24 protein-coding genes and 1 pseudogene are annotated in these 22614 nt (G+C 45.6%); 12 read left to right on the forward strand and 13 right to left on the reverse strand.

Features of this window, described 5'->3' with window-relative positions:
* Window positions 1-28 precede the first annotated feature (28 nt).
* Window positions 29-1465, forward strand: a complete 1437-nt coding sequence (gene lpdA / locus QUB61_RS15015; protein WP_333129497.1) for a dihydrolipoyl dehydrogenase — start codon at window positions 29-31, stop codon at window positions 1463-1465.
* A 186-nt stretch (window positions 1466-1651) separates the two neighbouring features.
* On the opposite strand, the gene QUB61_RS15020 is transcribed toward lpdA, so the two are convergent.
* The 4 genes from QUB61_RS15020 to QUB61_RS15035 form a co-directional block, all read right to left on the reverse strand.
* Window positions 1652-2041, reverse strand: coding sequence for a HEPN domain-containing protein (locus QUB61_RS15020; protein ID WP_333129500.1), 390 nt, complete (start codon window positions 2039-2041; stop codon window positions 1652-1654).
* Window positions 2038-2364 (reverse strand): nucleotidyltransferase domain-containing protein, encoded by a 327-nt coding sequence (locus tag QUB61_RS15025; protein WP_333129502.1) that lies wholly within the window; start codon window positions 2362-2364, stop codon window positions 2038-2040. Before QUB61_RS15025 ends, QUB61_RS15020 begins: the two co-directional genes overlap by 4 nt.
* Before the next feature lie 279 nt (window positions 2365-2643).
* Window positions 2644-3216 carry a hypothetical protein gene (locus tag QUB61_RS15030; protein ID WP_333129504.1) on the reverse strand — a complete coding sequence of 191 codons (573 nt, stop codon included), beginning with the start codon at window positions 3214-3216 and terminating at the stop codon, window positions 2644-2646.
* A 33-nt stretch (window positions 3217-3249) separates the two neighbouring features.
* Window positions 3250-3783, reverse strand: coding sequence for a hypothetical protein (locus tag QUB61_RS15035; RefSeq protein WP_333129506.1), 534 nt, complete (start codon window positions 3781-3783; stop codon window positions 3250-3252).
* Window positions 3784-3998: 215 nt separating this feature from the next.
* Between QUB61_RS15035 and QUB61_RS15040 the strand changes: the two genes are divergently transcribed.
* The 3 genes from QUB61_RS15040 to QUB61_RS15050 are packed head-to-tail and all read left to right on the forward strand — an operon-like array spanning window position 3999 to window position 6091.
* Window positions 3999-5462, forward strand: coding sequence for an NB-ARC domain-containing protein (locus tag QUB61_RS15040; RefSeq protein WP_333129508.1), 1464 nt, complete (start codon window positions 3999-4001; stop codon window positions 5460-5462).
* Between the two features lie 28 nt (window positions 5463-5490).
* Complete coding sequence (locus tag QUB61_RS15045) at window positions 5491-5787, forward strand: type II toxin-antitoxin system Phd/YefM family antitoxin (protein ID WP_333129512.1); 297 nt, start codon at window positions 5491-5493, stop codon at window positions 5785-5787.
* Window positions 5771-6091: a Txe/YoeB family addiction module toxin gene (locus tag QUB61_RS15050; protein ID WP_333129514.1), complete on the forward strand. Its 321-nt coding sequence runs from the start codon at window positions 5771-5773 to the stop codon at window positions 6089-6091. Before QUB61_RS15045 ends, QUB61_RS15050 begins: the two co-directional genes overlap by 17 nt.
* A gap of 165 nt (window positions 6092-6256) precedes the next feature.
* Here the strand turns inward: QUB61_RS15050 and QUB61_RS15055 are convergent, their stop codons facing one another.
* On the reverse strand, window positions 6257-6616 hold the full coding sequence (locus QUB61_RS15055; protein ID WP_333129516.1) for a DUF5615 family PIN-like protein: 360 nt from the start codon (window positions 6614-6616) through the stop codon (window positions 6257-6259).
* Window positions 6613-6948 carry a DUF433 domain-containing protein gene (locus QUB61_RS15060; RefSeq protein WP_333129518.1) on the reverse strand — a complete coding sequence of 112 codons (336 nt, stop codon included), beginning with the start codon at window positions 6946-6948 and terminating at the stop codon, window positions 6613-6615. The genes QUB61_RS15055 and QUB61_RS15060 overlap by 4 nt, the downstream gene beginning before the upstream one ends.
* Window positions 6949-7054: 106 nt before the next feature.
* Between QUB61_RS15060 and trpC the strand changes: the two genes are divergently transcribed.
* From trpC to QUB61_RS15075, 3 genes are all read left to right on the forward strand, one after another.
* Window positions 7055-7954: an indole-3-glycerol phosphate synthase TrpC gene (gene trpC / locus QUB61_RS15065; RefSeq protein ID WP_333129520.1), complete on the forward strand. Its 900-nt coding sequence runs from the start codon at window positions 7055-7057 to the stop codon at window positions 7952-7954.
* Between the two features lie 353 nt (window positions 7955-8307).
* On the forward strand, window positions 8308-8553 hold the full coding sequence (locus QUB61_RS15070) for a DUF5340 domain-containing protein (protein ID WP_333129563.1): 246 nt from the start codon (window positions 8308-8310) through the stop codon (window positions 8551-8553).
* 83 nt (window positions 8554-8636) lie between these two features.
* Entirely contained in the window at window positions 8637-9794 is a 1158-nt protein-coding gene (locus QUB61_RS15075) for an alanine--glyoxylate aminotransferase family protein (protein WP_333129522.1), read from the forward strand.
* Window positions 9795-9849: 55 nt separating this feature from the next.
* On the opposite strand, the gene QUB61_RS15080 is transcribed toward QUB61_RS15075, so the two are convergent.
* The 4 genes from QUB61_RS15080 to nblR form a co-directional block, all read right to left on the reverse strand.
* The gene (locus QUB61_RS15080; RefSeq protein WP_333129524.1) at window positions 9850-10065 is read right to left on the reverse strand and encodes a DUF2949 domain-containing protein; all 216 of its coding nucleotides are present in this window, start codon (window positions 10063-10065) and stop codon (window positions 9850-9852) included.
* Between the two features lie 106 nt (window positions 10066-10171).
* Window positions 10172-10393 carry a hypothetical protein gene (locus QUB61_RS15085; protein WP_333129525.1) on the reverse strand — a complete coding sequence of 74 codons (222 nt, stop codon included), beginning with the start codon at window positions 10391-10393 and terminating at the stop codon, window positions 10172-10174.
* A gap of 662 nt (window positions 10394-11055) precedes the next feature.
* Window positions 11056-11571, reverse strand: coding sequence for a DUF192 domain-containing protein (locus QUB61_RS15090; protein WP_333129527.1), 516 nt, complete (start codon window positions 11569-11571; stop codon window positions 11056-11058).
* 163 nt (window positions 11572-11734) lie between these two features.
* A complete protein-coding gene (nblR, locus tag QUB61_RS15095) occupies window positions 11735-12430 on the reverse strand; it encodes a response regulator transcription factor NblR (protein ID WP_333129529.1) in 696 nt (231 codons plus the stop codon).
* 300 nt (window positions 12431-12730) lie between these two features.
* Here nblR and rbsK point away from each other — a divergent pair, with 300 nt between their 5' ends.
* Window positions 12731-13651: a ribokinase gene (gene rbsK, locus QUB61_RS15100; protein ID WP_333129531.1), complete on the forward strand. Its 921-nt coding sequence runs from the start codon at window positions 12731-12733 to the stop codon at window positions 13649-13651.
* 132 nt (window positions 13652-13783) lie between these two features.
* Here rbsK and QUB61_RS15105 read toward each other — a convergent pair.
* Both QUB61_RS15105 and QUB61_RS15110 read right to left on the reverse strand, forming a co-directional pair.
* Window positions 13784-13993 (reverse strand): annotated as a pseudogene (locus QUB61_RS15105) (TRADD-N-associated membrane domain-containing protein); the annotation flags it as partial.
* Window positions 13994-14005: 12 nt separating this feature from the next.
* On the reverse strand, window positions 14006-14191 hold the full coding sequence (locus tag QUB61_RS15110) for a hypothetical protein (protein ID WP_333129533.1): 186 nt from the start codon (window positions 14189-14191) through the stop codon (window positions 14006-14008).
* Here QUB61_RS15110 and QUB61_RS15115 point away from each other — a divergent pair.
* Window positions 14190-15278: an ATP-binding protein gene (locus QUB61_RS15115; RefSeq protein ID WP_333129535.1), complete on the forward strand. Its 1089-nt coding sequence runs from the start codon at window positions 14190-14192 to the stop codon at window positions 15276-15278. The two genes, QUB61_RS15110 and QUB61_RS15115, sit on opposite strands and share 2 nt — an antisense overlap.
* Window positions 15279-16032: 754 nt before the next feature.
* A complete protein-coding gene (locus tag QUB61_RS15120; protein WP_333129538.1) occupies window positions 16033-17580 on the forward strand; it encodes an AAA family ATPase in 1548 nt (515 codons plus the stop codon).
* Window positions 17581-18018: 438 nt separating this feature from the next.
* Here QUB61_RS15120 and QUB61_RS15125 read toward each other — a convergent pair whose 3' ends face one another.
* Window positions 18019-19296, reverse strand: a complete 1278-nt coding sequence (locus tag QUB61_RS15125; protein WP_333129540.1) for a ribulose bisphosphate carboxylase small subunit — start codon at window positions 19294-19296, stop codon at window positions 18019-18021.
* Window positions 19297-19422: 126 nt separating this feature from the next.
* Here QUB61_RS15125 and QUB61_RS15130 point away from each other — a divergent pair, with 126 nt between their 5' ends.
* A complete protein-coding gene (locus QUB61_RS15130; RefSeq protein WP_333129542.1) occupies window positions 19423-20694 on the forward strand; it encodes an aspartate aminotransferase family protein in 1272 nt (423 codons plus the stop codon).
* Window positions 20695-21385: 691 nt separating this feature from the next.
* Complete coding sequence (locus tag QUB61_RS15135; protein WP_333129544.1) at window positions 21386-22612, forward strand: RNA-guided endonuclease TnpB family protein; 1227 nt, start codon at window positions 21386-21388, stop codon at window positions 22610-22612.
* Window positions 22613-22614 lie beyond the last annotated feature (2 nt).

Consider the following 22614-nt stretch of genomic DNA (forward strand, 5'->3'; position numbering starts at 1 on the left):
GATTTCACAGGCATTAGGAGATTTTAAGGTGACTCAGGGATTTGATTACGATTTAGCAATTATCGGCGCTGGCGTGGGCGGACACGGGGCGGCCATACACGCGGTTAGCTGCGGGCTGAAAGTCGCAATTATCGAAGCGGGCGACATGGGGGGGACTTGCGTCAACCGCGGCTGCATTCCCTCTAAGGCGCTGTTGGCGGCTTCGGGACGGGTGCGAGATTTGCGGAATGCCCACCACCTGAAGACTTTGGGAATTCAATTGGGCAGTGTGGATTTCGATCGCGGGGCGATCGCCAATCACGCTAACACTATTGTTAGCAAACTTCGCGGCGACTTGACCAACAGCCTAAAACGCTTGAGCGTCGATACTATCCAAGGTTGGGGCAAAATCGCCGGTTCTCAAAAAATTACGATCGAAACCGATAAAGGCGAGAAAACTATTACTGCCAAGGATATTATTCTCGCTCCCGGTTCGGTTCCCTTTGTCCCCCCCGGGATAGAAATTGACGGCAAAACAGTATTTACCAGCGACGATGCTGTCAGGTTGGAATCGCTGCCGAAGTGGATCGCAATTATTGGCAGTGGCTATATCGGTTTGGAGTTTTCGGATATTTACACGGCCCTGGGCTGCGAAATTACGATGATTGAAGCTCTAGACCAATTGATGCCGACTTTTGACCCGGATATTGCTAAGTTGGCAGAACGAGTGTTAATTGCACCCCGCGATATTGAAACAAAAGTTGGGTTGTTGGCTAAGAAGATTATTCCCGGTTCGCCGGTAATTATTGAATTAGCTGATTTCAAAACTAAGGAAGTTGTGGAAGTTTTGGAAGTTGATGCTTGTTTGGTAGCAACTGGTCGGGTTCCGGTGAGCAAGAATTTGGGGTTAGAAACTGTTGGCGTGGAAACGATGCGCGGTTATATCCCTGTTAACGATAAGATGCAGGTTTTGGCGGCGGGAGAACCTGTGCAAAATTTGTGGGCGATCGGCGATGTTAATGGCAAGATGATGTTAGCGCATTCTGCGTCTGCTCAGGGAATTGCCGCAGTAGAAAATATTTGTGGCCGTGCCCGCGAAGTTGACTATTTAAGTATCCCGGCGGCGGCGTTTACTCACCCGGAAATTAGCTATGTGGGGATGACGGAACCTGCGGCGAAGGAGTTGGGGAAAGCTGAAGGGTTTGAGGTAGCTTCTGTCAAGACTTATTTTAAGGGAAATTCTAAGGCTATTGCTGAAGGGGAAACCGACGGTACGGCTAAGGTGATTTTCCGGAAAGATACTGGGGAGTTGTTGGGAGTTCACATTTTCGGTTTGCACGCTTCGGATTTGATTCAGGAGGCGGCAAATGCGATCGCCCAGCGCGATTCTGTTAACAATTTAGCATTCCGAGTCCACACTCACCCGACGCTTTCGGAAGTGTTGGATGAGGCTTTCAAACGGGCGGCGGGAGCGGGCAGTCATTAATCTGTAGGGGCGGTGCTCTTGTTTTACACTCCTGGAGGCACTCCACGCAAAGAAACCGGGTTTTTTACCTCATCTGTGGGTGGGAACGAAATATTTTCGTAAAAAAACCCGGTTTCTCGCCCCCGCGCAAGTGCTATTTTTAGATACCCGACTTTTTCCAGAAGTCGGGTATCTGGGTATTCTATTTTAGGGCGGCGGTAGAGTGCCGATCGCATTTTGGGCTAATTCTAGAAATTGCTCGCCGCAGTTAATTTGCTCCGCAGCTTGCTCGACAGTGACAGTATCAAGTCCCCCGTAATCCCCACTATTTCGCAAGTCTTGAGCATCGATTAAGAATCGGTGAAACTCAGCAGGAACTCTTCCTGTCCGGGCAAATTCTCGGCTAAAAGCTTTAATTACTGCAGCATGGCTGGAAAATGACATTCCTTCGCCATCTAAAAATGCCTCAGCAATGTAAAACATGGCATAATAAGCGCGAGATGCTGCATAGTCTGGGAAACCATTATTTAGTAATAGCTTTGCCGCCGATAGACTTTGACGAGCTTTCAGGAGCAAGTCTAATTGTTCTGGTTTCATAAAGCTATTCCCTCTTTACGAATGTTCCTCAATAAAGGCCCGTTGTAATGTAGAAATCGCTGTTCGTCCATAAACAGACAGCTAATGACTTCATCATTTTGGAGCGACAAATCGGCTCGAATGTGGCTGGTTCTTTTAATTTCTTCGCCTGGGTTTACTTGCCCTTTGAGGACGACTAAAATATCAATGTCAGAGTCTGGGTCTGCATCGCCTCGCGCTTGGGAACCGTAGAGTACCATTTTGGTGAGGCGATCGCCGTACAGTTGCTCGAAGTGCGATCGAAGTTGCATCAGTATGTTCTTAAGTTTATCGTTAATTCTCATATTTTTTATAAATGATTGGAGGGCGATCGGGATTCTTTCGTTATACCAAATATCCCACTCCGATTTTCTCCTACTCACTATAGTTTGTCTTATGAATGGTTGTCAAAGCGGTAAAGATTCCCTATGGTGTTGAGAAACAGAATTAGTGATACTCAAAAAAAGAGCGATCGCGCTTCAGTGAGGGAAGGGCGATCGCTCTTTCGGCAACTAAGTCAATTTTTAGTAATACCAGAGCAATATAGCCTGTGCCTAGCATTTTCCGGTCAGGGATTTAAAAGACTATTGGGGTTTAGCTGCTTCAACTATAGCCTTGACCATATTAATAGCTTCCTTGATAGGTATTTGACCACTTTCGACAGCCCTAATTAAATCCTGAGCATCTTGAGGGCTAATTAGATTAAGCTCAATTGGTTCTTTCAAGGAAACGATAAATTTTGTCTTGTCACTCTCTCCAAGCTTAGATGCTCTTTCTTTTGTTTCAACCTCTCTTAGCTGTTCTTTTAACTGTTTGAGGATTTCTGCTTGTTTCGCTTCATTATAACCGCCACCTTTAGTTAGCCTCGATACTCCATAGGCAATGGCTGCACCTGCTGCTGCAGTTCCAACTACCCATCCTACCGGAGTTGCTCCTAATAAGCTTAGCCCCAACCATGACCCAACAGTTGTAACTATTGGGATAGCTGTTGCACCTGCAGCCGCAGCTACAGTGCCAGCAGCACCAGCACCTAATACTGCACCAACTCCTACAATCCCAATATCACCTAAAATTCCCATTTTATCATTAGGATTTTTTTCCAGTTGCTCGAGCGCTTTAAGGATTTGCTCCTTAGTTACCTTTTTATTTCCTGACATATTAAGCCTCTTGATTTTTTCAATTTTTGTTTTTTAAGCAGTAATAACGTTGCGAAAAACGGCATTAAAAACATCAATCAATAGTTGAAAAAATACTCTGGCAATTTCAATAATGTCTTCTGCAATTCCAATGATTCCACATGATACCTCTTTGCCTTGAGCACGTTTATCTAGTCTGTGTCCGGCGATCGCGCCAAAAGCAGTAATGGTTAATCCCAAAGCGGCTGCTAACGGTGCTAATAATGGACCTAAAAATGGTATTGAAGTTATCAAACTTGCGACAGCAGCACCTAAAGCAGTACCGATACCAGCACCGATGACTAAATTAGGATGTGCCTTGACAAACTCGATAATTTTGATCAGAACAATTTTCCCTACAGCCAAAACTTTGTTACCAGCTTTTTTCGTGTAGCTAGCCAACTCGTGCAATCTGATAATGACTTCGTGGGGCAAGCCGCAATCATTTAACCAGACATACAACTCGCTACTACTCATTGAATCGGCATCTACTTGCCAGAGAGCCATTTTTAAGTTTGCTTGGGGGAGAGATAATGCTTGTGCAGTCATTTTTTTTCTATGGTAAAGGTATAATAGTGCCTCTTAAATATGATTGTGACTATAAAATCTCAGTCTTGTCGAGTCGGAAAAAGTCGGATAAAGTAGGCACTTTTATATCATTTGCCATTTACCCACGCCAGAAAAAGCTGGAGAAACTCGATCGGGTCGGAAAAAGTAGGATCGAGTAGGATATAATAGGCAAAACCCCAGCATTAACCCCACCTATGGACGTTCAAGAAGTCTTAAAACTTGCCGACGACCTAGTTTTTATCAATACGGGAAAACACTTAGACAATCTGCAAGAGGTGATACTGCGGGGAACTTTACAAGGTCAGAAATACTCAAAAATAGCTGATGAATCTCACTGTAGTGAAGGTCACATTAAAGATATTGCCTCTGCATTATGGAAGCAACTATCAGAAGTATTAGGCGAAGAAGTCAATAAAGCAAATTTTAGAGTCAGATTGGAGCAAGTAAAATTATCCAATCTCTGGAACTTCAATAATAAAGATTGTGTACACATTGGTAACGTCAACGTCTGTGAAAATAGTTCACAGTCCCCAAAATTACCCAACTCACCAATTGATGAAGAACCTCTAAACAAAGGCAACACTGAACCAAAATTGCGTCAATTCTTAGCTGAAATGCCTAAGTCTGGCATTTTCTACGATCGCACATCCGAACTCACCACCCTCAAACAGTGGATTCTCCAGGAAAACACCCGCCTACTCGCCATACTAGGCATAGTCGGCATTGGTAAAACAGCACTCGCCGTACACCTAGTAGAACAAATCAAACATGAATTTGATTTCATCATCTGGCGAAGTCTCGCCACATCTCCACCCCTGTCAATACTTCAAACAAATATAATTCAATTCTTCTGTAGGGGCGGCGCCCCCGTGCCCGCCCCAAATGCCGACGGCGTGGTTGTCCCAGAGAAGGGGGCAACCACAGGGGGATTGCCCCTACTGAACTACTTGCAAAAATACCGCTGTCTGCTGATACTCGATGACGTACAAATGGTAAATAGCAGCGGACAACTCGCTGGTATTTACCAACCTGGATATGAAGATTACGGCACACTCTTCAGACAGGTAGGAGAATTATCTCACAACAGTTGCTTAATCCTGATAGGTTCGGAAAAGCCTAGAGAAATCGCCGCATTAGAAGGCAAAAATCAGCCAGTTCGCTCATTACAACTCAATGGTTTAGGTGCGGTCGCGGGGGAAATCCTGAGAGAAAAACGTTTAACTGAAGATGCAAAATTGTCAGAACTAATTGAACAATACAGAGGTAATCCCTTGTGGTTAAAAATAGTTGCTACAATGATTCAAGATTTATTTAACGGCAGCCTATCGGAATTTTTGTCTGACGATCCACTATTTTTAGGTGATTTAGAATCTTTACTGCATCAGCCATTTAATCGCTTATCCGAGTCAGAAAAACAGGTAATGTCATGGCTAGCGAGTGAAACCGCGCCAGTTTCCATCTCAAAAGTGCCAGAGAATCTGCAATTATCTCGATCGCACTTTTTGAAAGTGATGCAATCCTTGGGACGGCGTTCATTAGTTGAAAAAATCCAGGATGGCGATCGCACATTTTTCAGCCTTGGGCCCGTACTAAAAGAGTATGTTAATACTCACTATTCCCGCCCAAACATAGAAAAAGAAGCCCGATCGCCCTTATAATATCCTTAGTATTGGGAAGCCAAAAACCATGTCACTCACACAAACCCAAGTAACCTATACTGAAGCTCTGGCCAATCTTGATGCACTGTGCGAACAAGTCATCAGCGATCGGGATGCCATCATCATTACCCGCAAAGACGGCGAAAACGTAGCCTTAATTGCCGCTGACGAGTTAGCAAGCTTATTGGAGACATTGCACCTGCTGCGATCGCCCAAAAACGCCGATCGCTTGTTAAGTGCCCTGAAACAGGCAAAAGCCAGAACAGTCAAACCTCAGACTGTCAGCGAATTGCGCCAGGAGTCGGGACTTGTCGAAGAAGCGTAAACAACCGCCACAAGAAACCGCAGAACCCGAGAAAACCCCTGTTCGCGATGCAGTTTTTAACCCTAAATTCCTAGAAGACCTTACCTATTGGGTGGACGTTGACCGCAAAGTTGCCCTCCGACTTTTAAAATTGGTAGAGGCGATCGTGCGCGATCCGTTCACAGGTATCGGCAAACCAGAACCCCTAAAATATTTGGATGCGGGTACGTGGTCGCGAAGGCTTACTCAAGAACATAGAATAGTTTACTTAGTGAGCGACAATAGAATTGATTTTCTCCAAGCTCGTTATCATTACGAAGATTAGCCCGAAATAATGAATTGACTTTTCAGTCCTCTAAAAGAGGACTTTCGCTATGAGACGGGGTTTTCAACCCCCAGCGGACTTGCGGGTTAGCGCGGGGATTTTGGAGACCCAAAAGTGCTATTCCCTATGGGATAGCTACGCTTAACGCAGTTTATAAACAATTTTTTATAATGGAATCCAATCCAATTTATCAATCCATTCTTCAGCTTCCGAAGTCTCCCAAACTATCACAATTTCTTCTGCCCATCTGCCTAAACTTGCACTTGGACGCACCCAAAACAGTCCCCAAATTTGTCCTCCCGTTGCCCAATATTCCTCCAAATGTCCAGGAATACTTTTGCGGTTATCCGTTACCAATAGCCTTTGCGATGATTCCAAATAGCTGATGATTTCTGGATCGAGGGTTCCTAATGGCGGTGCATTGGCGTCGCCCACCCGCAAAATATCTATCTCCGGCTGGAGATGCAATACAGCACTTTTCAGCTTAGGCGGCAAATTTTCATCGAGTAAAAAACGAACTTTCACTTGAGTTGAAGTAACTCCTGTTCTCGTTGGGCTTTGATTGCTCTCAAACGTTTGACTACATCAGAAGGTTCCTTAGCCAACCATTCCTGATAGCGTTCTTCCCGCCACTTCGCCAGGCGCAACATATAAGCATCCATCTGCTTGCGATTGTGCAAATAATAGGTTAGCGTCGCGTAAATTTTCTCTAAATTTAGACTAGGTAATTCCTCCAAAATTTGGTCGGGCGAATATCCATTTAAGTAATATTTAATTACGTCGTCGATGCCGATCCGATGTCCTTTGATGCGGATGTCATCAGGGTCCAAAAATTCAAAATAGTCTTCTAGTTGCATCGGTTAATCTCCGAATACTTAGTTAATCGCATTTTATCATAAATGGAAAAGGGCGCTCGACCTTATATAATAAAAACTTGTTACGATCGCCCTTTATCCCCCTATCATGCTTCAAATCCGCCGCCGTCCCCCCAGCACATCAGTCTCCGTCCTTTACCTCAGCTACCAAATCGCCGTACCCGACGCCGAACCCCAGCACATCCTCGAAGAAATCGTCTGGGAAAAAGAAGCTGAAGTGGCCCAAAAGCGCGATCGCACCCCGTTAGCCGATCTTCACAAAAAACTCCCGTTTGCACCGCCCATCCGCGACTTCCTCGGCGCCCTCAAAAACAGTAAAACCACACCCGCTATCATCGCCGAAGTTAAAAAAGCTTCCCCCAGCAAAGGCGTAATTCGCGAAGATTTCGACCCGGTAGCGATCGCCCTAGCTTACCAACAAAACGGCGCCAGTTGCATCTCCGTACTCACCGATGAAAAGTTCTTTCAAGGCAGCTTCAACAACCTAGCTAAAATCCGTGCCGCCGTCGATTTACCCTTACTTTGCAAAGAGTTTATTATCTATCCCTACCAAATCTATCTCGCCCGGATTCACGGCGCCGATGCTGTATTGTTAATCGCAGCTATTCTATCTGACAAAGACTTACAATACTTTGTAAAAATTGTCAAGACCTTGGGGATGACAGCTTTAATAGAAGTTCACACTCTCGCAGAACTAGATCGAGTATTAACCCTACAAGGCGTTAACCTGATCGGCATCAACAACCGCAACCTAGAAGACTTTTCCGTCAGCCTAGAAACTACCGGTCAACTATTAGCCGATCGACAAACCGAAATCCAAGCAAAAGGCATCCTCATCGTCAGCGAGTCAGGAATCCACACTCCCGACGACCTAACTCAAGTTGCCAGCGCCGGCGCCGAAGCCGTCCTCATCGGCGAATCTCTGGTCAAACAGCCGGATCCAGGCGCCGCTTTAGCCTCCCTTGTCGAAGCGCATCCGGGCCTGTGAAAGGCGAGACCGCTTGACAAATCCCCCTTAATTCTGATAAAAAGTGATTAAGTAGGTAAATAATGAGAATTTCTAGCCTGCATCGACTCAAGCGCTACTGTAAAAAAAAATAGCACTCAAAGCTACATTGCATAGAAATATTTTGCCAGAAAGCAATTAAATCTATTCTGTAAGCCTGTCGATCGCCCGCCAAATTTAGCGTGTCCAACGCACCCAGCCCCGAAAATTCGATCGGCAAAGCAGGGGTTATTGTACGGTTAGAAAACAAATAAAAAATCGGGCATCTAATGTTCACCTGTGATGCCTCATGCAATTGCAATGGGGTGTCGGTTCACTGAGGTATGTTAGCTTTCATGGAGCCAATCCCCCTTCCTTCGTACATTCATTATGAATTGCTACTTCAATTGTTAGAACGCAAAACGATGTTTGCTGTCAGTCCCCAGTCGCAGCAGCAGCAACAAGTTCACCAACTTATTATTACATTGCGCAAAGCCCTTGCCATTCAAAAGCAATTAGAACAAAGCTGCGAGCGATCGAACTTAGCGGTAGAACACCGCTGGTCTCTAAATGAAATTAACCAGAAGGGAGTTAAAAGTTAAAAAACTTAGAGTACCGACGTGACGTGACGTATCGTATTTGATTTATTCTATATAACTCCCACAGAAAAACTTAGGACAATATTATGGACAACAAATTAATGCTGATGATTCCCGGTCCGACGCCGGTGCCTGAAGCGGCCTTGTTAGCGATGGCAAAACACCCGATGGGCCACCGCAGCAAGGAATTTGACGCGATTTTTGCAGAATGTACCGAAAATCTCAAATGGTTGCACCAAACCAGCAGCGATGTCCTGAGTTTAACCGTTTCCGGTACCGGCGCGATGGAAGCTGGGATAATTAATTTCCTGAGTGCGGGCGATCGAGTTTTAGTTGGTACTAACGGCAAATTTGGCGAACGCTGGGCTGAAGTCGCCGAAGCTTACGGTTTAAACGCCGAAATTATTAAAGCCGAGTGGGGCCAACCTTTAGACCCCGAAAACTTCCGCGAAAAACTCGAAGCAGATACAGAGAAGCAAATCAAAGCTGTCATCATCACGCACTCGGAAACCTCCACCGGCGTCCTCAACGACCTCGAAACCATCAACCGCCACGTTAAAGCACACGGCGAAGCTTTAATTATGGTCGATGCTGTCACCAGTTTAGGTGCTGTCAATATTCCGATGGACGCTTGGGGAATCGATGTCATTGCTTCGGGTTCTCAGAAAGCTTACATGATTCCCCCTGGTTTGGGTTTTGTGGCCGTGGGTCCCAAAGCTTGGGAAGCTTACAAAACTGCGAAACTGCCCCGCTATTATTTAGATTTGGGCAAATACCGCAAAGAAGCTGCCAAAAATACGACTCCTTTTACTCCACCGGTCAATATGTTTTTTGGGCTGCAAGTAACATTGCAGATGATGAAAGCCGAAGGATTAGAAAACGTTTTCGCGCGGCACAAACGGTTGATGACAACTACTCGCGCTGCTGTAAAAGCATTAGGTTTACCTTTGTTTGCTGCTGACGATGCCGCCAGCCCTGCGATTACCTCGGTTATGCCACCAGAATCCGTAGATGCTCAAAAAGTACGGACTTTGATGAGAAAAAGATTTGACATTGCTCTCGCCGACGGACAAGACCATTTGAAAGGTAAAATCTTCCGAATCGGCCATTTGGGCTTTGTGTCCGATCGCGATATCCTAGCAGCAATTTCCTCTTTAGAAGCGGTGTTGCGAGAATTGGGCCATGAAGGCTATACTCCTGGTGCCGGCGTTGCCGCTGCTGCCAAATTCTTGGCTGAATCCTAATCTCAGTTGTTAAAGGATTTTAGATTTTGGATTTTCTCTAAAATCTAAAATCCTTTTAATATGCTTCGGATAACCAATCAAAGATTTTATCCAACTGTTCGAGAGTGACTAAACCGTATTGCCACAGAACCATCGGCAAGGAATCCGGGTCTTTATCGCGCTGGCGCTGTTTGTCACCGCCACGACGTTCGGCGACAGCAATTGACGCGGGAGAAATTGCCAAATCTTCTTGTAAAAATCGAATTAATCGAGTGTATGTAGCCGGTGCCATCTGATTTCACCTCTTTGTATAGGACACCATTTTCTAATGGAACCTGATGTTTTTTGATTAGTAATAAGCCAGTTTTAAATCTGTCTTGTAACCGTCGATAACTGTTTTAACAGTATTGGCGGTTGAAAGTGCCAAACGTAATTCTCAGTGCGACTGTAAAGCAAACCTTTCCCAAAAAGCTAAAGGTTTTGCACTTTTGCTGTTGCCAGCCCGCTCGACTGGCGAGCGCGATCGAATCTAAACTGAATACCTCGGCATCTTTGCAGCGCGAATCGAAATAAATTCTGCTACCTAAAACTAATAAACCAGGTTCAGAGTTTAACTTCATCTGCCAAAATGCAGAATCCGCAAATCTACTTCAAAATTGGTTAAATATTTCGATCGAACCCCTACCTGCTACCAGAAGTTAACTTTGCCAATTAACTTGGCTCGTAGAATTTTACTTCAAATAGGTTTAGTAGATTTAGCTCGAACTTCAGAAGTTCCAGAGAATTTCTTTTCGTGCTGCTACCTCTTGAGGCTGAGTATCGTCTCTCAGGATTGGTAACGAGTCGCTGACTCGTCTCACACCCGCGACCAACAATCCACAGCTTCCGCAAACAAGCTCAAGTTCAGACTCAGTAAGATCGACATCCTAGCAAATCTTTTGGTGTCTGTACTGAATCTTACATTAATAATTTAACAAATTTAATCAATTTTTGTAAAGTTTCTAAATTTTCTCCGGTATTCCGAAGGCAGGCGGATCTCTGGGCGATGGAAACCGGGGGATTGTGTCTGCGTGCAGGTTTTACTGGAACAACGCTTCGGACATTTTTTGATTGGCAACCGTAGAATAAGGGTTTCAGACTACAACCTCAAAACTTAGTTCGCTGAGGCAGGTTGACCGAAGAAACCCGGTTTCTAGGAAATTTTGGGTTTAGTAATGAGAAATATCGGAAGAAACCGGGTTTCTAGCCCCCATGCGCGAGGGAACTGAAACTGTCGGAAGTTTTACTGGAAAAACTCGATTTCAATACGATCGCCCACTTTGACACCGAGTTCAGCAGCTCGCCCGCCCCGGAGTTCAATAACTCGATCGACAGCAGTATCGGGCCCGTAGGTAGGACAAGGAGTGGCAGTACAAGGAGGTGCAGAAAGTTCGATCGCCTCAACTACTCCATCCCGTAGAAAAATCATATCCAGAGAAATCTTGCAATTTTTCATCCAAAAATTGACCGACCGCGCCGGTTTAAACTCAAACAGCATTCCTCTGTCATCCGGCAAAGAAGTTCTGTACATTAAACCCATAGCCTGCTGTTCCACTGTTTTCGCCACTTCGAGTTCGATTGGGCGATCGGCTATCCGAGCTCTAGCAGAAACAGGCAGCACTTGACCCGATGTTGTCGCCCTCGGAGACTGCGAGGCCAAAATACCAGTAGCACCAGCATCTGCGACAGGTAAAGCCGGCGAACATCCCAGCAAAAATAGAATTACCCCAATACTCAGAAAATTAGCTAAATAACTCATAATGATTTAAGATTTTAGATTTGAGATTGGCAATTGGTAATTGGAAGTTAAAACATTCTTTTTTTGACAACTGCCAACTGACAACTGCCAACTGACTAATGACTAATGACAACTGCCAACTGACTAAGGACTAATGACTAAGGACTAATGACTAATGACTGCTTCAAGATTCGCGCATCACGTAGCCAACACCGCGCACCGTCTGAATCAAGCGCTTTTCGCCCTCATCTTCAATCTTGATCCGCAGATAGCGGATGTAAACCTCAATCACATTCGACTCGCCCAGAAAGTCGTAACCCCAAACATTTTCCAGAATTTGTTCCCGAGTCAAAACCTCGCGGGGATGTTCCATCAAATACTTTAGCAGCTCAAATTCTTTCATCGTCAGGTCGATCGCCCGTCCATTGCGCAGGGCCCGCCTAGAGGCCAAATCCAAAACTAAATCGCCAAACCTCAATTGTTCGTTGCTGGTGTTATCCGGCTGCAAATACAAGCGCACCAACTGCAAAAACTCCTCAGTGCGGTAAGGTTTGAGAAAATAATCATCCGCGCCAGCTTCCAGACAAGCTACGCGATCGTCAACTGTATCACGACCGATCAATAGCAGCACCGGCACCCGATTGCCAATACTTCTGAGGTGAGAACAGAGTGAGAGCCCCGACTCAGGACCAAGTATCCGGTCAATTACAATCAAAGCTGGCTGCAATTCACCGGCTAAATGTTGGCCGGTGGCGGTATTAGAAGCCACTACAGGTTCGTAGCCGGAGGATTTTAAGTCGAGACTCAAGTGTCCGGCGAGAACTTCGTCTGTTTCAACTAGAAGGACACAGGGATTGCGATCGAGAGTAATTGCAGCCATTGAATTGACCGGTGAAGACCATAACTGTTCTAGCACGTTTGATGGCCGTTGGTTGTTGGCTGTTAACTGTTGGCTGTTGACTGTTGTTATTTGTTGTTATTAGACTTCTCCTAAAAAGCAGATTTTGAACAGGCAGGATGCCTGTTCCACGATAATTATGGGAGATGTCTATTCGTTATGGGTTATTTGCGAGTTGCTACCCATTACCAATTCCCAATTCTATAATGCCCCATGCCCCATGCCCCATGCCCCATGCCCCATGCCCCATCCCTCCGCTTCGCCCAATTCCCAATTTAAATTATGACCATCATCGTATTCGGCAGTATCAATATCGACCTAGCAGCAAAAACTCCCCGGTTGCCGCAACCAGGGGAAACTATCATCGGTAGCAATTTTTTCACGGCCGGCGGCGGCAAAGGAGCAAATCAAGCAGTCGCGGCCACCCGTCTCGGCACTTCTACCAACATCATCGGCCGCGTCGGCAACGATAAATTTGCTGAAGAATTATTGACAAATTTACAATCTTATGGTTTAAGTACAGACAATGTATTAATAGACCAAAACACTCATTCAGGAGTGGCAATTATCGCGGTAGACGAGACGGGTCAAAATAATATTATTGTGATTCCGGGCGCGAATAACAATGTCGGTGAAGCAGATATAGAACGTCTCAAAAAACTCTTAACAGGAGCTACATCTGTGCTGTTACAGTTAGAAATTCCCCTGGAAGTTGTCCAAAAAGCTGCGGAAGCTGCTTGTCAAGCGGGGGTGCGAGTTATTCTCGATCCAGCACCGGCTAGGGCGGATTTGCCGATCGAACTTTATCCGCTAATTGACATTATCACGCCGAATGAAGTGGAAGCGGGCCAGTTAGCCGGTTTTCGGGTGAATGACACGGAAACAGCGATTGTAGCTGCCAAACACTTGCAGGAGCGCGGTGTCAAGAATGTTATTGTCAAATTGGGCGATCGGGGGGCTGTTGCTGTTACGGCGGATGAAACCTTTTTTGTACCGGCTTTTGCTGTGGAGGCGATCGACACTGTGGCTGCTGGCGATGCTTTTAACGGCGGTTTGGCCTCTGCATTAGATGCCGGTCTGTCCTTGTCAGAGGCGGTGCGGTGGGGCGCAGCAGCGGGCGCTCTGTGCACAACTAAAGTGGGTGCTCAAGGTGCTATGCCCGATCGGGCAACTTTTGATAAATTTTTGCAGGATTTAATTTGAATTTGTCAGGTGCGTACTAGTTGGATTTGTCAGGTGCCGAAGGCGCACCCTACTTTGACTTGTAAAGCGCGCGTTAGTTGAATTGCTAATTTGTCAGGTGCCGAAGGCGCACCCTACTTTAACGATTTTTATTTAATCGTCGTCTTTGAATTCTTTGGCTAAGCGATCGAGTCTGTCGTTCGTTTCTTTTGTAAACTTGAGTAACCCAACGCTGACAATGTTTGATGTTAATCCGCCAGCGGTGGCAAGTTTGCCTTCTAGGACTTTTCCCGAAAACAACAGTCCGATGCCTAAAATATTGACTAAAGCGCTGGTGATGATGAATCCAAAAGTTGCGTTAGAACTAAAACGAGCTTAACGCCAACTATCTTGAATCATCTGGCAACGACGAGCGATCTTGGAAGAATCATCAGAGGACGATGGTCGATCGTCCTCTAAATTTAACGTGAGTTCAGGGTTGAGCAAAAAGGTTGAGCGAGTTGACTTGTAGTTGAGATCGAACCTATAATCTAAATTAGTAATTTTCTCTAAAGGCATCATGGGGCGATCGCTCAAAGTTTCTCCAGGGTGTATCGAACAAGTCAAATCGGCTTTAGGACGCAACGGCTTTCCGACTCAGAAGGCTTTGGCTGAAGAATTGGACATTGGGCTATCCACAGTCAAGAAATTTCTGACGGGACAACCTGTTGATTACTCATATTTTCTGGAAATTAGCGAAAGATTGGGGTATGAATGGAGAAATATCGTACATATAGACGAAACTATCCCTAAGCCTATCTTCGAGGAAACCTCAGCTTTCATCACTGGTACTCCCATCACCCATCCGCGCTACTTTTTTGGACGCCAGAAGGAACTCAAACGCCTATTCGACTTACTGAAACGCCGTCCCCTGCAAAATGCTGCGATTATCGGCAAGAGGCGCAGTGGCAAGACTTCTTTGCTGCAATACTTGAAAAATATTACCACCACCCCAACAGAACAGTTGCGTCCCGGTCAAAAATCAGACTGGTTGCCCCATCCAGAAAACTATCGTTGGATTTTCGTAGATTTTCAAGATTCGCGACGGCAAAATCGGGAAGGGCTGCTGCGCTACATTTTAGAATCCCTAAAAATGTCAGTTCCCAGCCCTTGCGACTTAGATAGATTTATGGATGTGGTTAGCAGTAATTTACGTCAACCTACAGTCATCCTATTAGATGAAATTGGCGCAGGATTGCAACGCTGTCCCGAATTAGATGATGGGTTTTGGGAGGGTTTGCGCTCTTTGGCAACTAACCAAACCAATGGGAATTTAGGGTTTGTCTTGGCAACTCCAGAATCGCCGATCGAATTAGCGCGTAGCACCGGACATAGTTCGCCTTTTTTCAATATCTTTGGATATACCACAACTCTCGCAGCTATGACTGAAGCTGAAGCGCGCGAGTTGATAGCCAGTTCGCCCATACCTTTTCCTGCTGAGGATGTCGAGTGGATTTTGACTCAAAGTAAATGCTGGCCTCTGCTGCTGCAAATTCTGTGTCGAGAACGATTATTTAGTCTGGAAGATGGGGAAATGGGGGATGATTGGCATGAAGAAGGGTTACAACAGATGCAGCCCTTCACTCATTTATTTGAGCCATTGGTCTAGCGATCGTTATATTTAGGAAACTACTCAAAATTAAGTACGTAAAGCAATTTGATCGCAAGCCCTCGCATTTATCTGTGGGCTCAATCTAAAATCTAAAATCTAAAATCTAAAATCTAAAATCTAAAATCGGATGACCCCTTTGAATTTAGAGAGAGCGCGTAAATCCTGTTTATGCAAAGCTTTAATGTTTCTTCCCACTTTCTTTCAAATCAACCTTAATACAACCTCAAGACAACCTCAAGACAACCTTTTAATCAACCTCTAAGTGTTTTAGGATAAGATAGGATAAGATAGGATACCGTTTAAAACAAAAAAGCCAAGTAAGTCGTTACCTTACTTAGCTCCTATTGATTAACAAACGGACTTCAACAACGATTCACATTGGTTTCTATTCCTCCTTCTTGTCTCGATCGTTCTTGTCCTCATCCTTGCCCTTGCTCCTATCCTCCATAGGAATGAGTAATTGGATGATAACGGGAAACACGACTGGATCATTAAAAGGTACGTCATTCAATATGGCGCAAATCACCACTGCAACAATTAACAGTGGTCGATAAAAATTAGCCATTTAGCTCTCCAATTTGTTCAAAAGTTTAATCAAAGCTTCTGAACGGTAGCTTAACGGTAATGTTCAGGGGGAGCGTGGGTGTCCAGAGTCTAAAGGTACTGGGCACTCTATTCTCTTTTTCCCTAACGCAAATGTAACACAGCAATTTTAGCGAGCTGCATTAATTTATTGCTAGCTCATATTCTAATGTTTTATGTAATTGCTCTCATTTGTGCATTTTTACTTATATTTTTTGGATATACTAAGTATAGGCGATCGTCCGATCGGCTAACAAAGATTAAACAGGATGTACAAAGGCTAGAAATTTGTGCAGACGTAACAACCATAAGTAACGCTCACCACAGTATATCGATCGGCGAATTAAACAGTCCAGTCAGCGCCCTACTGAGTAGCTTCAGTTATCTCAGCCAAGACGTAGATGCAGCCCTCAACCAGCAAAGTCCTTACAACCAGCGTTTAGCCCTCAGTGCAGTAGCAGAAAAATTAAACAGTTTAATTCGAGAATTGACCCGCAGTGGTGACAAATATGCAGTACGTTTTCGCCCTATTGCAAATAGTTGGTATGAAATTGTCACCAACTATGTGCGGGAACTAGCAGAAGTTATCGAACTGCGAAAAGAAATCGACAACCCTTATATAATCGGCATACCTCTGACAGAACAACAGGAAATCTTTGTCAAACCCGTTGACTTAAGTGGAACTTACATCAGTACGCGCATCGAGCAATTACTGCTAGACCGCCGCCGCCCTCCTTTGTTACTCTACGGTCAGCGGCGCATGGGCAAAACATCCCTCCTCAACAACCTGGGACGCTTGCTACCCAGCACTATTATTCCCATGTTTGTAGACTTACAAGGGCCAGTTTCATCAGCGAGTGATTATGCTGGTTTTCTCTACAATATCGCCCGCAGTATGGCAAACTCAGCCCAGCGCCAAAGTGCGTTAACTCTCCCATCTCTTAAGCGCGAAACACTGCAAGATGACCCTTTCACCCGCTTTGATGAATGGCTGGACGAAGTAGAACAAGCGCTACAACCAAATATTGCCCTGCTTGCCTTGGATGAATTCGAGGCGCTAGATAATGCCATCACAAAAGGACGCTTTGATCGGGAGGATGTTCTGGGAATGTTGCGTCACCTGATTCAACATCGTCCCCGCTTCAAAGTGCTGCTAGCTGGTTCCCATACAATAGAAGAATTTCAGCGTTGGGCTAGCTATTTAATCAATGTCCAAGTCGTTCATATCAGCTACCTGAAACAACGCGAAGCGCGTCAACTAATTGAGCAACCCGTCCAAGATTTTACCCTGCGTTACGAACCCAATGCGGTCGATCAAGTTTTGCAACTCACCCGCTGTCACCCTTTCCTAATCCAACTCCTCTGCGCTGAAATTATCGCACTAAAAAACGAGCAAAATCCATCTATCCGCCGACGGGCAACTTTAGCCGATGTAGAAGCAGCAATACCAGAGGCTTTAAGTGTTGGCAGTTTCTTTTTTGCCGATATTCAAAGCAATCAAGCAGATGCAGCAGGATTAGCTATTTTGCAGTTTTTGGCAGCACAAGGAGAAGGGGCAACAGTCAGCCGATTAACTATTTTGCAACACTTTCCCGATAAATCCGATGCTCTCAATTTACTTCTGCAACGCGAATTGATTGAGGAAGTTAGTGAGGGCTACCGTTTCCAAGTAGAATTAATTCGCCGCTGGTTTGCATCATCTCTGTCTGTCCTGTAGTCTACGGCGAGAGTAACAAGATATTGCCTGTAGGGACACAACAGTGTTCATTGGTGTCAACAAACACGTTAAACCGATAGTCCGACAGGGGTTGAAACCCCTGCCTCAAAGCTAAAGTCCTCTCATACCAATTTAAGGTGAAGTTGCACATATCTCGATCCCCCTAAATCCCCCTTAAGAAGGGGGACTTTGAGAAGAATCTTGTCCCCCCCTCCCGCGGGGGGTTAGGGGGGATCAGATTCTACGGGGCCTCATAAAAAATTGGTATCAAGAGGACTGAGAATAAAAATTTTTAAACTCATTAGTCCTCCTCGCTGTGGACTTTAGCTATTAGACAGGGAATTCATTCCCTGGCGGACTACCGGGTGGGAGGGCTGACAGCTTAAGTTGACACCTATCAACACTGTTGTGTCCTTCATAACTTTAACTACTTTAGCTTTAACCCTTCGGCCGCTGAATAATTGTTTCAACTACCCGCCGCTTGACTTTTGGATCGATACCAATCAGCCGCACGTATTCGCCGCCGTGTTCCGCCAAACAAGTTTCTAAAGATGCAACCACATCTTTTTCCTGTGCAGTTTGAATCGTCGCGCAACTTTGCCAAGAACCAGTTTTAAATCGGCGATTATCTGCATATTCCATGCCAATTTTGCAGCCTCTTGCTAATAACTGCTTTACTTGTTCCAATACCTCGGAACTCAGCCGCGCCGCATGACCGTTACCGCCTTCAGAACTTGGCTCAACGTAAGCCTTATAATATTTGGATGACGGGTCGTTTAATTGACTTTGCGTTGGCGCAGCAGCAGGGGCATTGGGGGTTCCTTTAACGTTAAACAGCCGCGATTGGTTGTATTCATCTACTAAGCGCATTTCCTGAATCCGCTTTTGTTGGTTCACCATCAAACTGCCCATTTCTATTAAATGAGCGAGGCTGAAATTCGGGTTGGGAAAATCGGGCGCTGCTTCCAAAGTGTTTACCAAACGCTTGGAAACTCGCTCGATTCCTACTTTGTGAATGAATTCGCGGATTTGTTCGTCGTAAATGCGCGATCGCAAAGCGCTAAAAAAGTCGATCGCCTGATCGGGAAAATGATCGACTAACCCGACAATCTCAGTTTTCGACAATTTGTCAGACTCAAAAATTCCCCCAACAATCCCAATTTTATCATCCCGGCTCGGTTCCCAATAATACTTTTCCATCCGCCCGTCGCGAATCAGCGGCGCGTACAGCGTAGAAAAATCATTTCCCGTGACAATAATCGGCACTCGGTGCAGCGGCGTGCTGTCATAACTTCCCGGTAACTGCACATTAGTTGGATTATCAGCAATATTCATCAGAGTGGCATTGACCATCTGAGTATTGACAGTATATTGAGTAGTAGTATCGAACCTGCCAGCACCGGCATCCAAATCGTTAATAAAGATAGCGCACATCTCGCCGCGCACGCGAATTTGCTCCGCAGCTTCCCGGTAGCGCAAGCGAATTAAACGCGCCGGATCTCCTGCATCCGGGCTTTCTAATTCCCCGCCAGATATCATCACCGGTTCAAAGCCCATCCGCCGAAAAACCAGTTCGGTTTGAAAAGTTTTGCCTTCTCCTTTGCGGCCGTGAATTCCTAAAATTAGGGGGACTCTTACTCCGGGCAAATTTAAAAAGTTTTTAGTGACGTGCACCGCAACGCGATCGAGAAAGTCAGGAGAAATGTAATAACTCATCAGTAGATTTGTCAGGGATATTGCTGTTACTGTTATGATTTTATGACAAAACTAACAGCCTGCACCGCTAACCAGGGTTTTTACCGTACAATCTAGGTCTACATATTATGTGTTAAGGAGCGATTCGTGAGTCCAGAAACCTTACTAAAAGAACCAAGCGTGCAAGCCGAAGCCAGTTTGTTCAGTTCTGAGGGCTTCGACAGCTATGTAATGACAACTTACGGGCGTTTTGCGATCGCCCTAGAACGGGGCCTCGGCTGCCGCGTTTGGGATACCGAGGGCCGCGAATATCTCGATTTTGTGGCCGGTATTGCTACCTGCACTCTGGGACACGCCCACCCGGCAATGGTGGAAGCCGTAACTAAGCAAATTCAGACCCTGCACCACGTTTCTAACCTTTATTATATCCCCGTACAGGGCGAGCTGGCGAAGTGGCTTGTAGACCATTCTTGCGCGGACAGAGCCTTCTTTTGCAACTCCGGCGCGGAAGCTAATGAAGCGGCAATTAAACTCGCCCGCAAGTACGCCCACGAAAAATTAAATATCTCGAATCCGACAATCATTACCGCCGTTGCGAGTTTCCACGGCCGGACTTTGGCGACAATTACGGCAACGGGACAGCCTAAATACCAGAAGGGTTTTAGCCCCTTGGTGCCGGGATTTCACTATGTACCCTACAACGATATTAGTGCGATCGAAAGTGCGATCGAGCAACTCGACAAAGACGAACGCCAAGTAGCTGCAATTATGCTGGAAGCGCTGCAAGGCGAAGGCGGAGTTCGCCCGGGAGATATCGCCTACTTCCAGCGCATTCGGGAAATTTGCGACGAAAAAGGCATTTTGCTCATTCTCGACGAAGTGCAAGTCGGGATGGGACGCAGCGGCAAATACTGGGGCTACGAAAACCTCGGCATTGAACCGGATATCTTTACATCTGCCAAAGGATTGGGTGGCGGTATCCCGATCGGCGCTATGCTGTGCAAATCTTCCTGCGATGTATTTGAACCGGGAAGTCACGCCAGCACTTTCGGCGGCAATCCTTTTGCTTGCGCTGTAGCTTTGTGCGTGTGCCAAACTTTAGAACGGGAAAACCTTCTGGAAAACGTGCAGCAGCGCGGGGAACAGTTGAAAGCAGGGCTCAACAAGTTGGCGGCCGCATATCCGCATTTAATTGCTGAGGTGCGCGGCTGGGGTTTGATTGTCGGGATGGAATTGCAAGCCGACATCGAACTTACATCCGCTGATATCGTCCAATCTGCCATCGCCGCAGGAGTTTTGTTGGTTCCTGCAGGGCCGAAAGTGCTGAGGTTTGTCCCGCCGCTGATTGTCACCTCCGCTGAAGTCGATCGAGCTCTGCTGGCAGTGGAGTCAGCCTTGCGTTCTCAAGCGGTACAGTAAAATCTACTGAGTTGCTTTTTTTTAGCTGTAGCGCTGAAACTCGCGCCATATCCTAGATAACTCACTTAGTCCAAGACACACTCTTCCTCAGAAACCCGGTTTCTTTCGAGATTTCTCGTTACTAAACCCAATAGTTTCCCAAAAACCCGGTTTCTTAGCCTAAGTCCGATCGGAGTAAAAGTAAACCCGTCCCGCTGCAAGTATGTCGGGGCGGGTTTATCAAATTTAGAACTGTCTGTCAAACCGGCCCCGACAGACTGACGGCGCCTTTAACCGCGATTTTACTAAGGATCAACGCGCCAAATAATACTATTAGCGATTATAGGTGCTAGTTTCGCTATCTGCGTGTCTGTTGGGACTTGTGATATCGTTTCCGGTTGCATGGGAAGGATAAAGTCAAGGGCAATAATTCCACATTCCCCCACGGACGACTCCCGACTCCCGACTCCCCATCCCGAACGGTGTAACCGGAATTGATATGAATCCTGGTTTAACTATTTCGCGCCCTTCCCACTAAACCTAGTACCCTTATAGTGGGAAGGGCGGGTGACGACGATTGCATCTTTGAGCAATTTTTGAGACTGCTTTCAAGAGAGGAAAGATGCAATCATCGTCACCAAATTTTTCCGTAAAATTTTGCTCGTCAACTGTATATTGTGAGAGAATAGAAGAACCAAGGAGGTGATGTTGAGTGCTACACAAGGCTATCCAAGTTCGTTTGTATGCTTCTACCCAAAATCAACAAATACAATTAGCTCCCACTTTTGGTGGTGCAGGTTGGTGGTGGAATTATAATCTAAATAAATTAATTAAACTTTATAAAAAAACTGGTAAAAAAATTTGCAGCTCCGCCCTCTACACACTTTTACCGGCTCTCAAAAAATTAGATAGAAGTGCAGGGCTAGGTGAGTGTTACAACCAATTTTTGCCAGCTAATACGCTCAACGCAACCACTGCCTACAAAAACTTTCTTGAGCAACGTGCTGGGTTTTATGAGTTCAAATTTCAGCATAAAAAACAGTCTGTTCAGTATCCTAAAAACGTTAAAAGTGTAGAGGGTAATTTCAAAATTTCCCGCAAGCTGGGAATAGCAAAACAAAAAATACAGAGATTAATTGAGGGTAAAATCCCGACTGTAATTATTAGTAAGAATTATTCCGGAAAATCTCTGACATCTATACTGACTGAAATAGAGGGTGAGAACCAGACAACAAAAGAAGGTAGGATTTATGGCATTGATTTAGGAGTGAAACACTTTGCTATTGTCACCGAGGGCGAAAAAAAATCTAAATATGACAATGCCAAGCATTTTGCCAAGCACGAGAAGAACTTGAAGCGCCAGCAGCAAAAGTTAACGCCCCAGCAGAAAAAAAGTAATTCTAGTTACAAATATACAAAAGTTATTCCCAAGGTATACGAACGCGTTAAGCATTCGCGGCAAGATTTTTTACATAAACTTAGTTATAAGTTGGGCAGCGATAGCGAAGCTGTCATAGTAGAGAACCTTCATGTCTGGGGCACGGTTCGCAATCAAAATTGGGCGAAAGCCATATCTGATAAGGGTTGGGGAACTTTTTCCAACTTCGGGGCCCAAAAGTGGGAACGCAAAGGCGGGAACTTTGTTGAGGTTGATAGATGGTTTCCCAGTTCCAAACTCTGTTCTAATTGTTTCCATCAAAGGACCGAGATGCCATTAGATATGAGGGAATGGACTTGTCCTCACTGTGGTACAGATCGTAATCAGCAGGGGAATGCAGCGATAAATATCAGAGCAGAAGGTATCAGAATCCTAAAGGCGGAAGGTTCAGCCGTCTCTGCTTTAGGAGGCGAGGTAAGACCAAAGCTGGCACAAAAGTCTAAGCTTCTGCCCTCGCCTATGAGTACACAAGCCCCTACTATCTTCGGTACTCCGATTTAGCG

This window comes from Microcoleus sp. C2D2, from assembly GCF_036702495.1.
In the GTDB taxonomy this organism is placed as follows: Bacteria; Cyanobacteriota; Cyanobacteriia; order Cyanobacteriales; family Microcoleaceae; genus Microcoleus.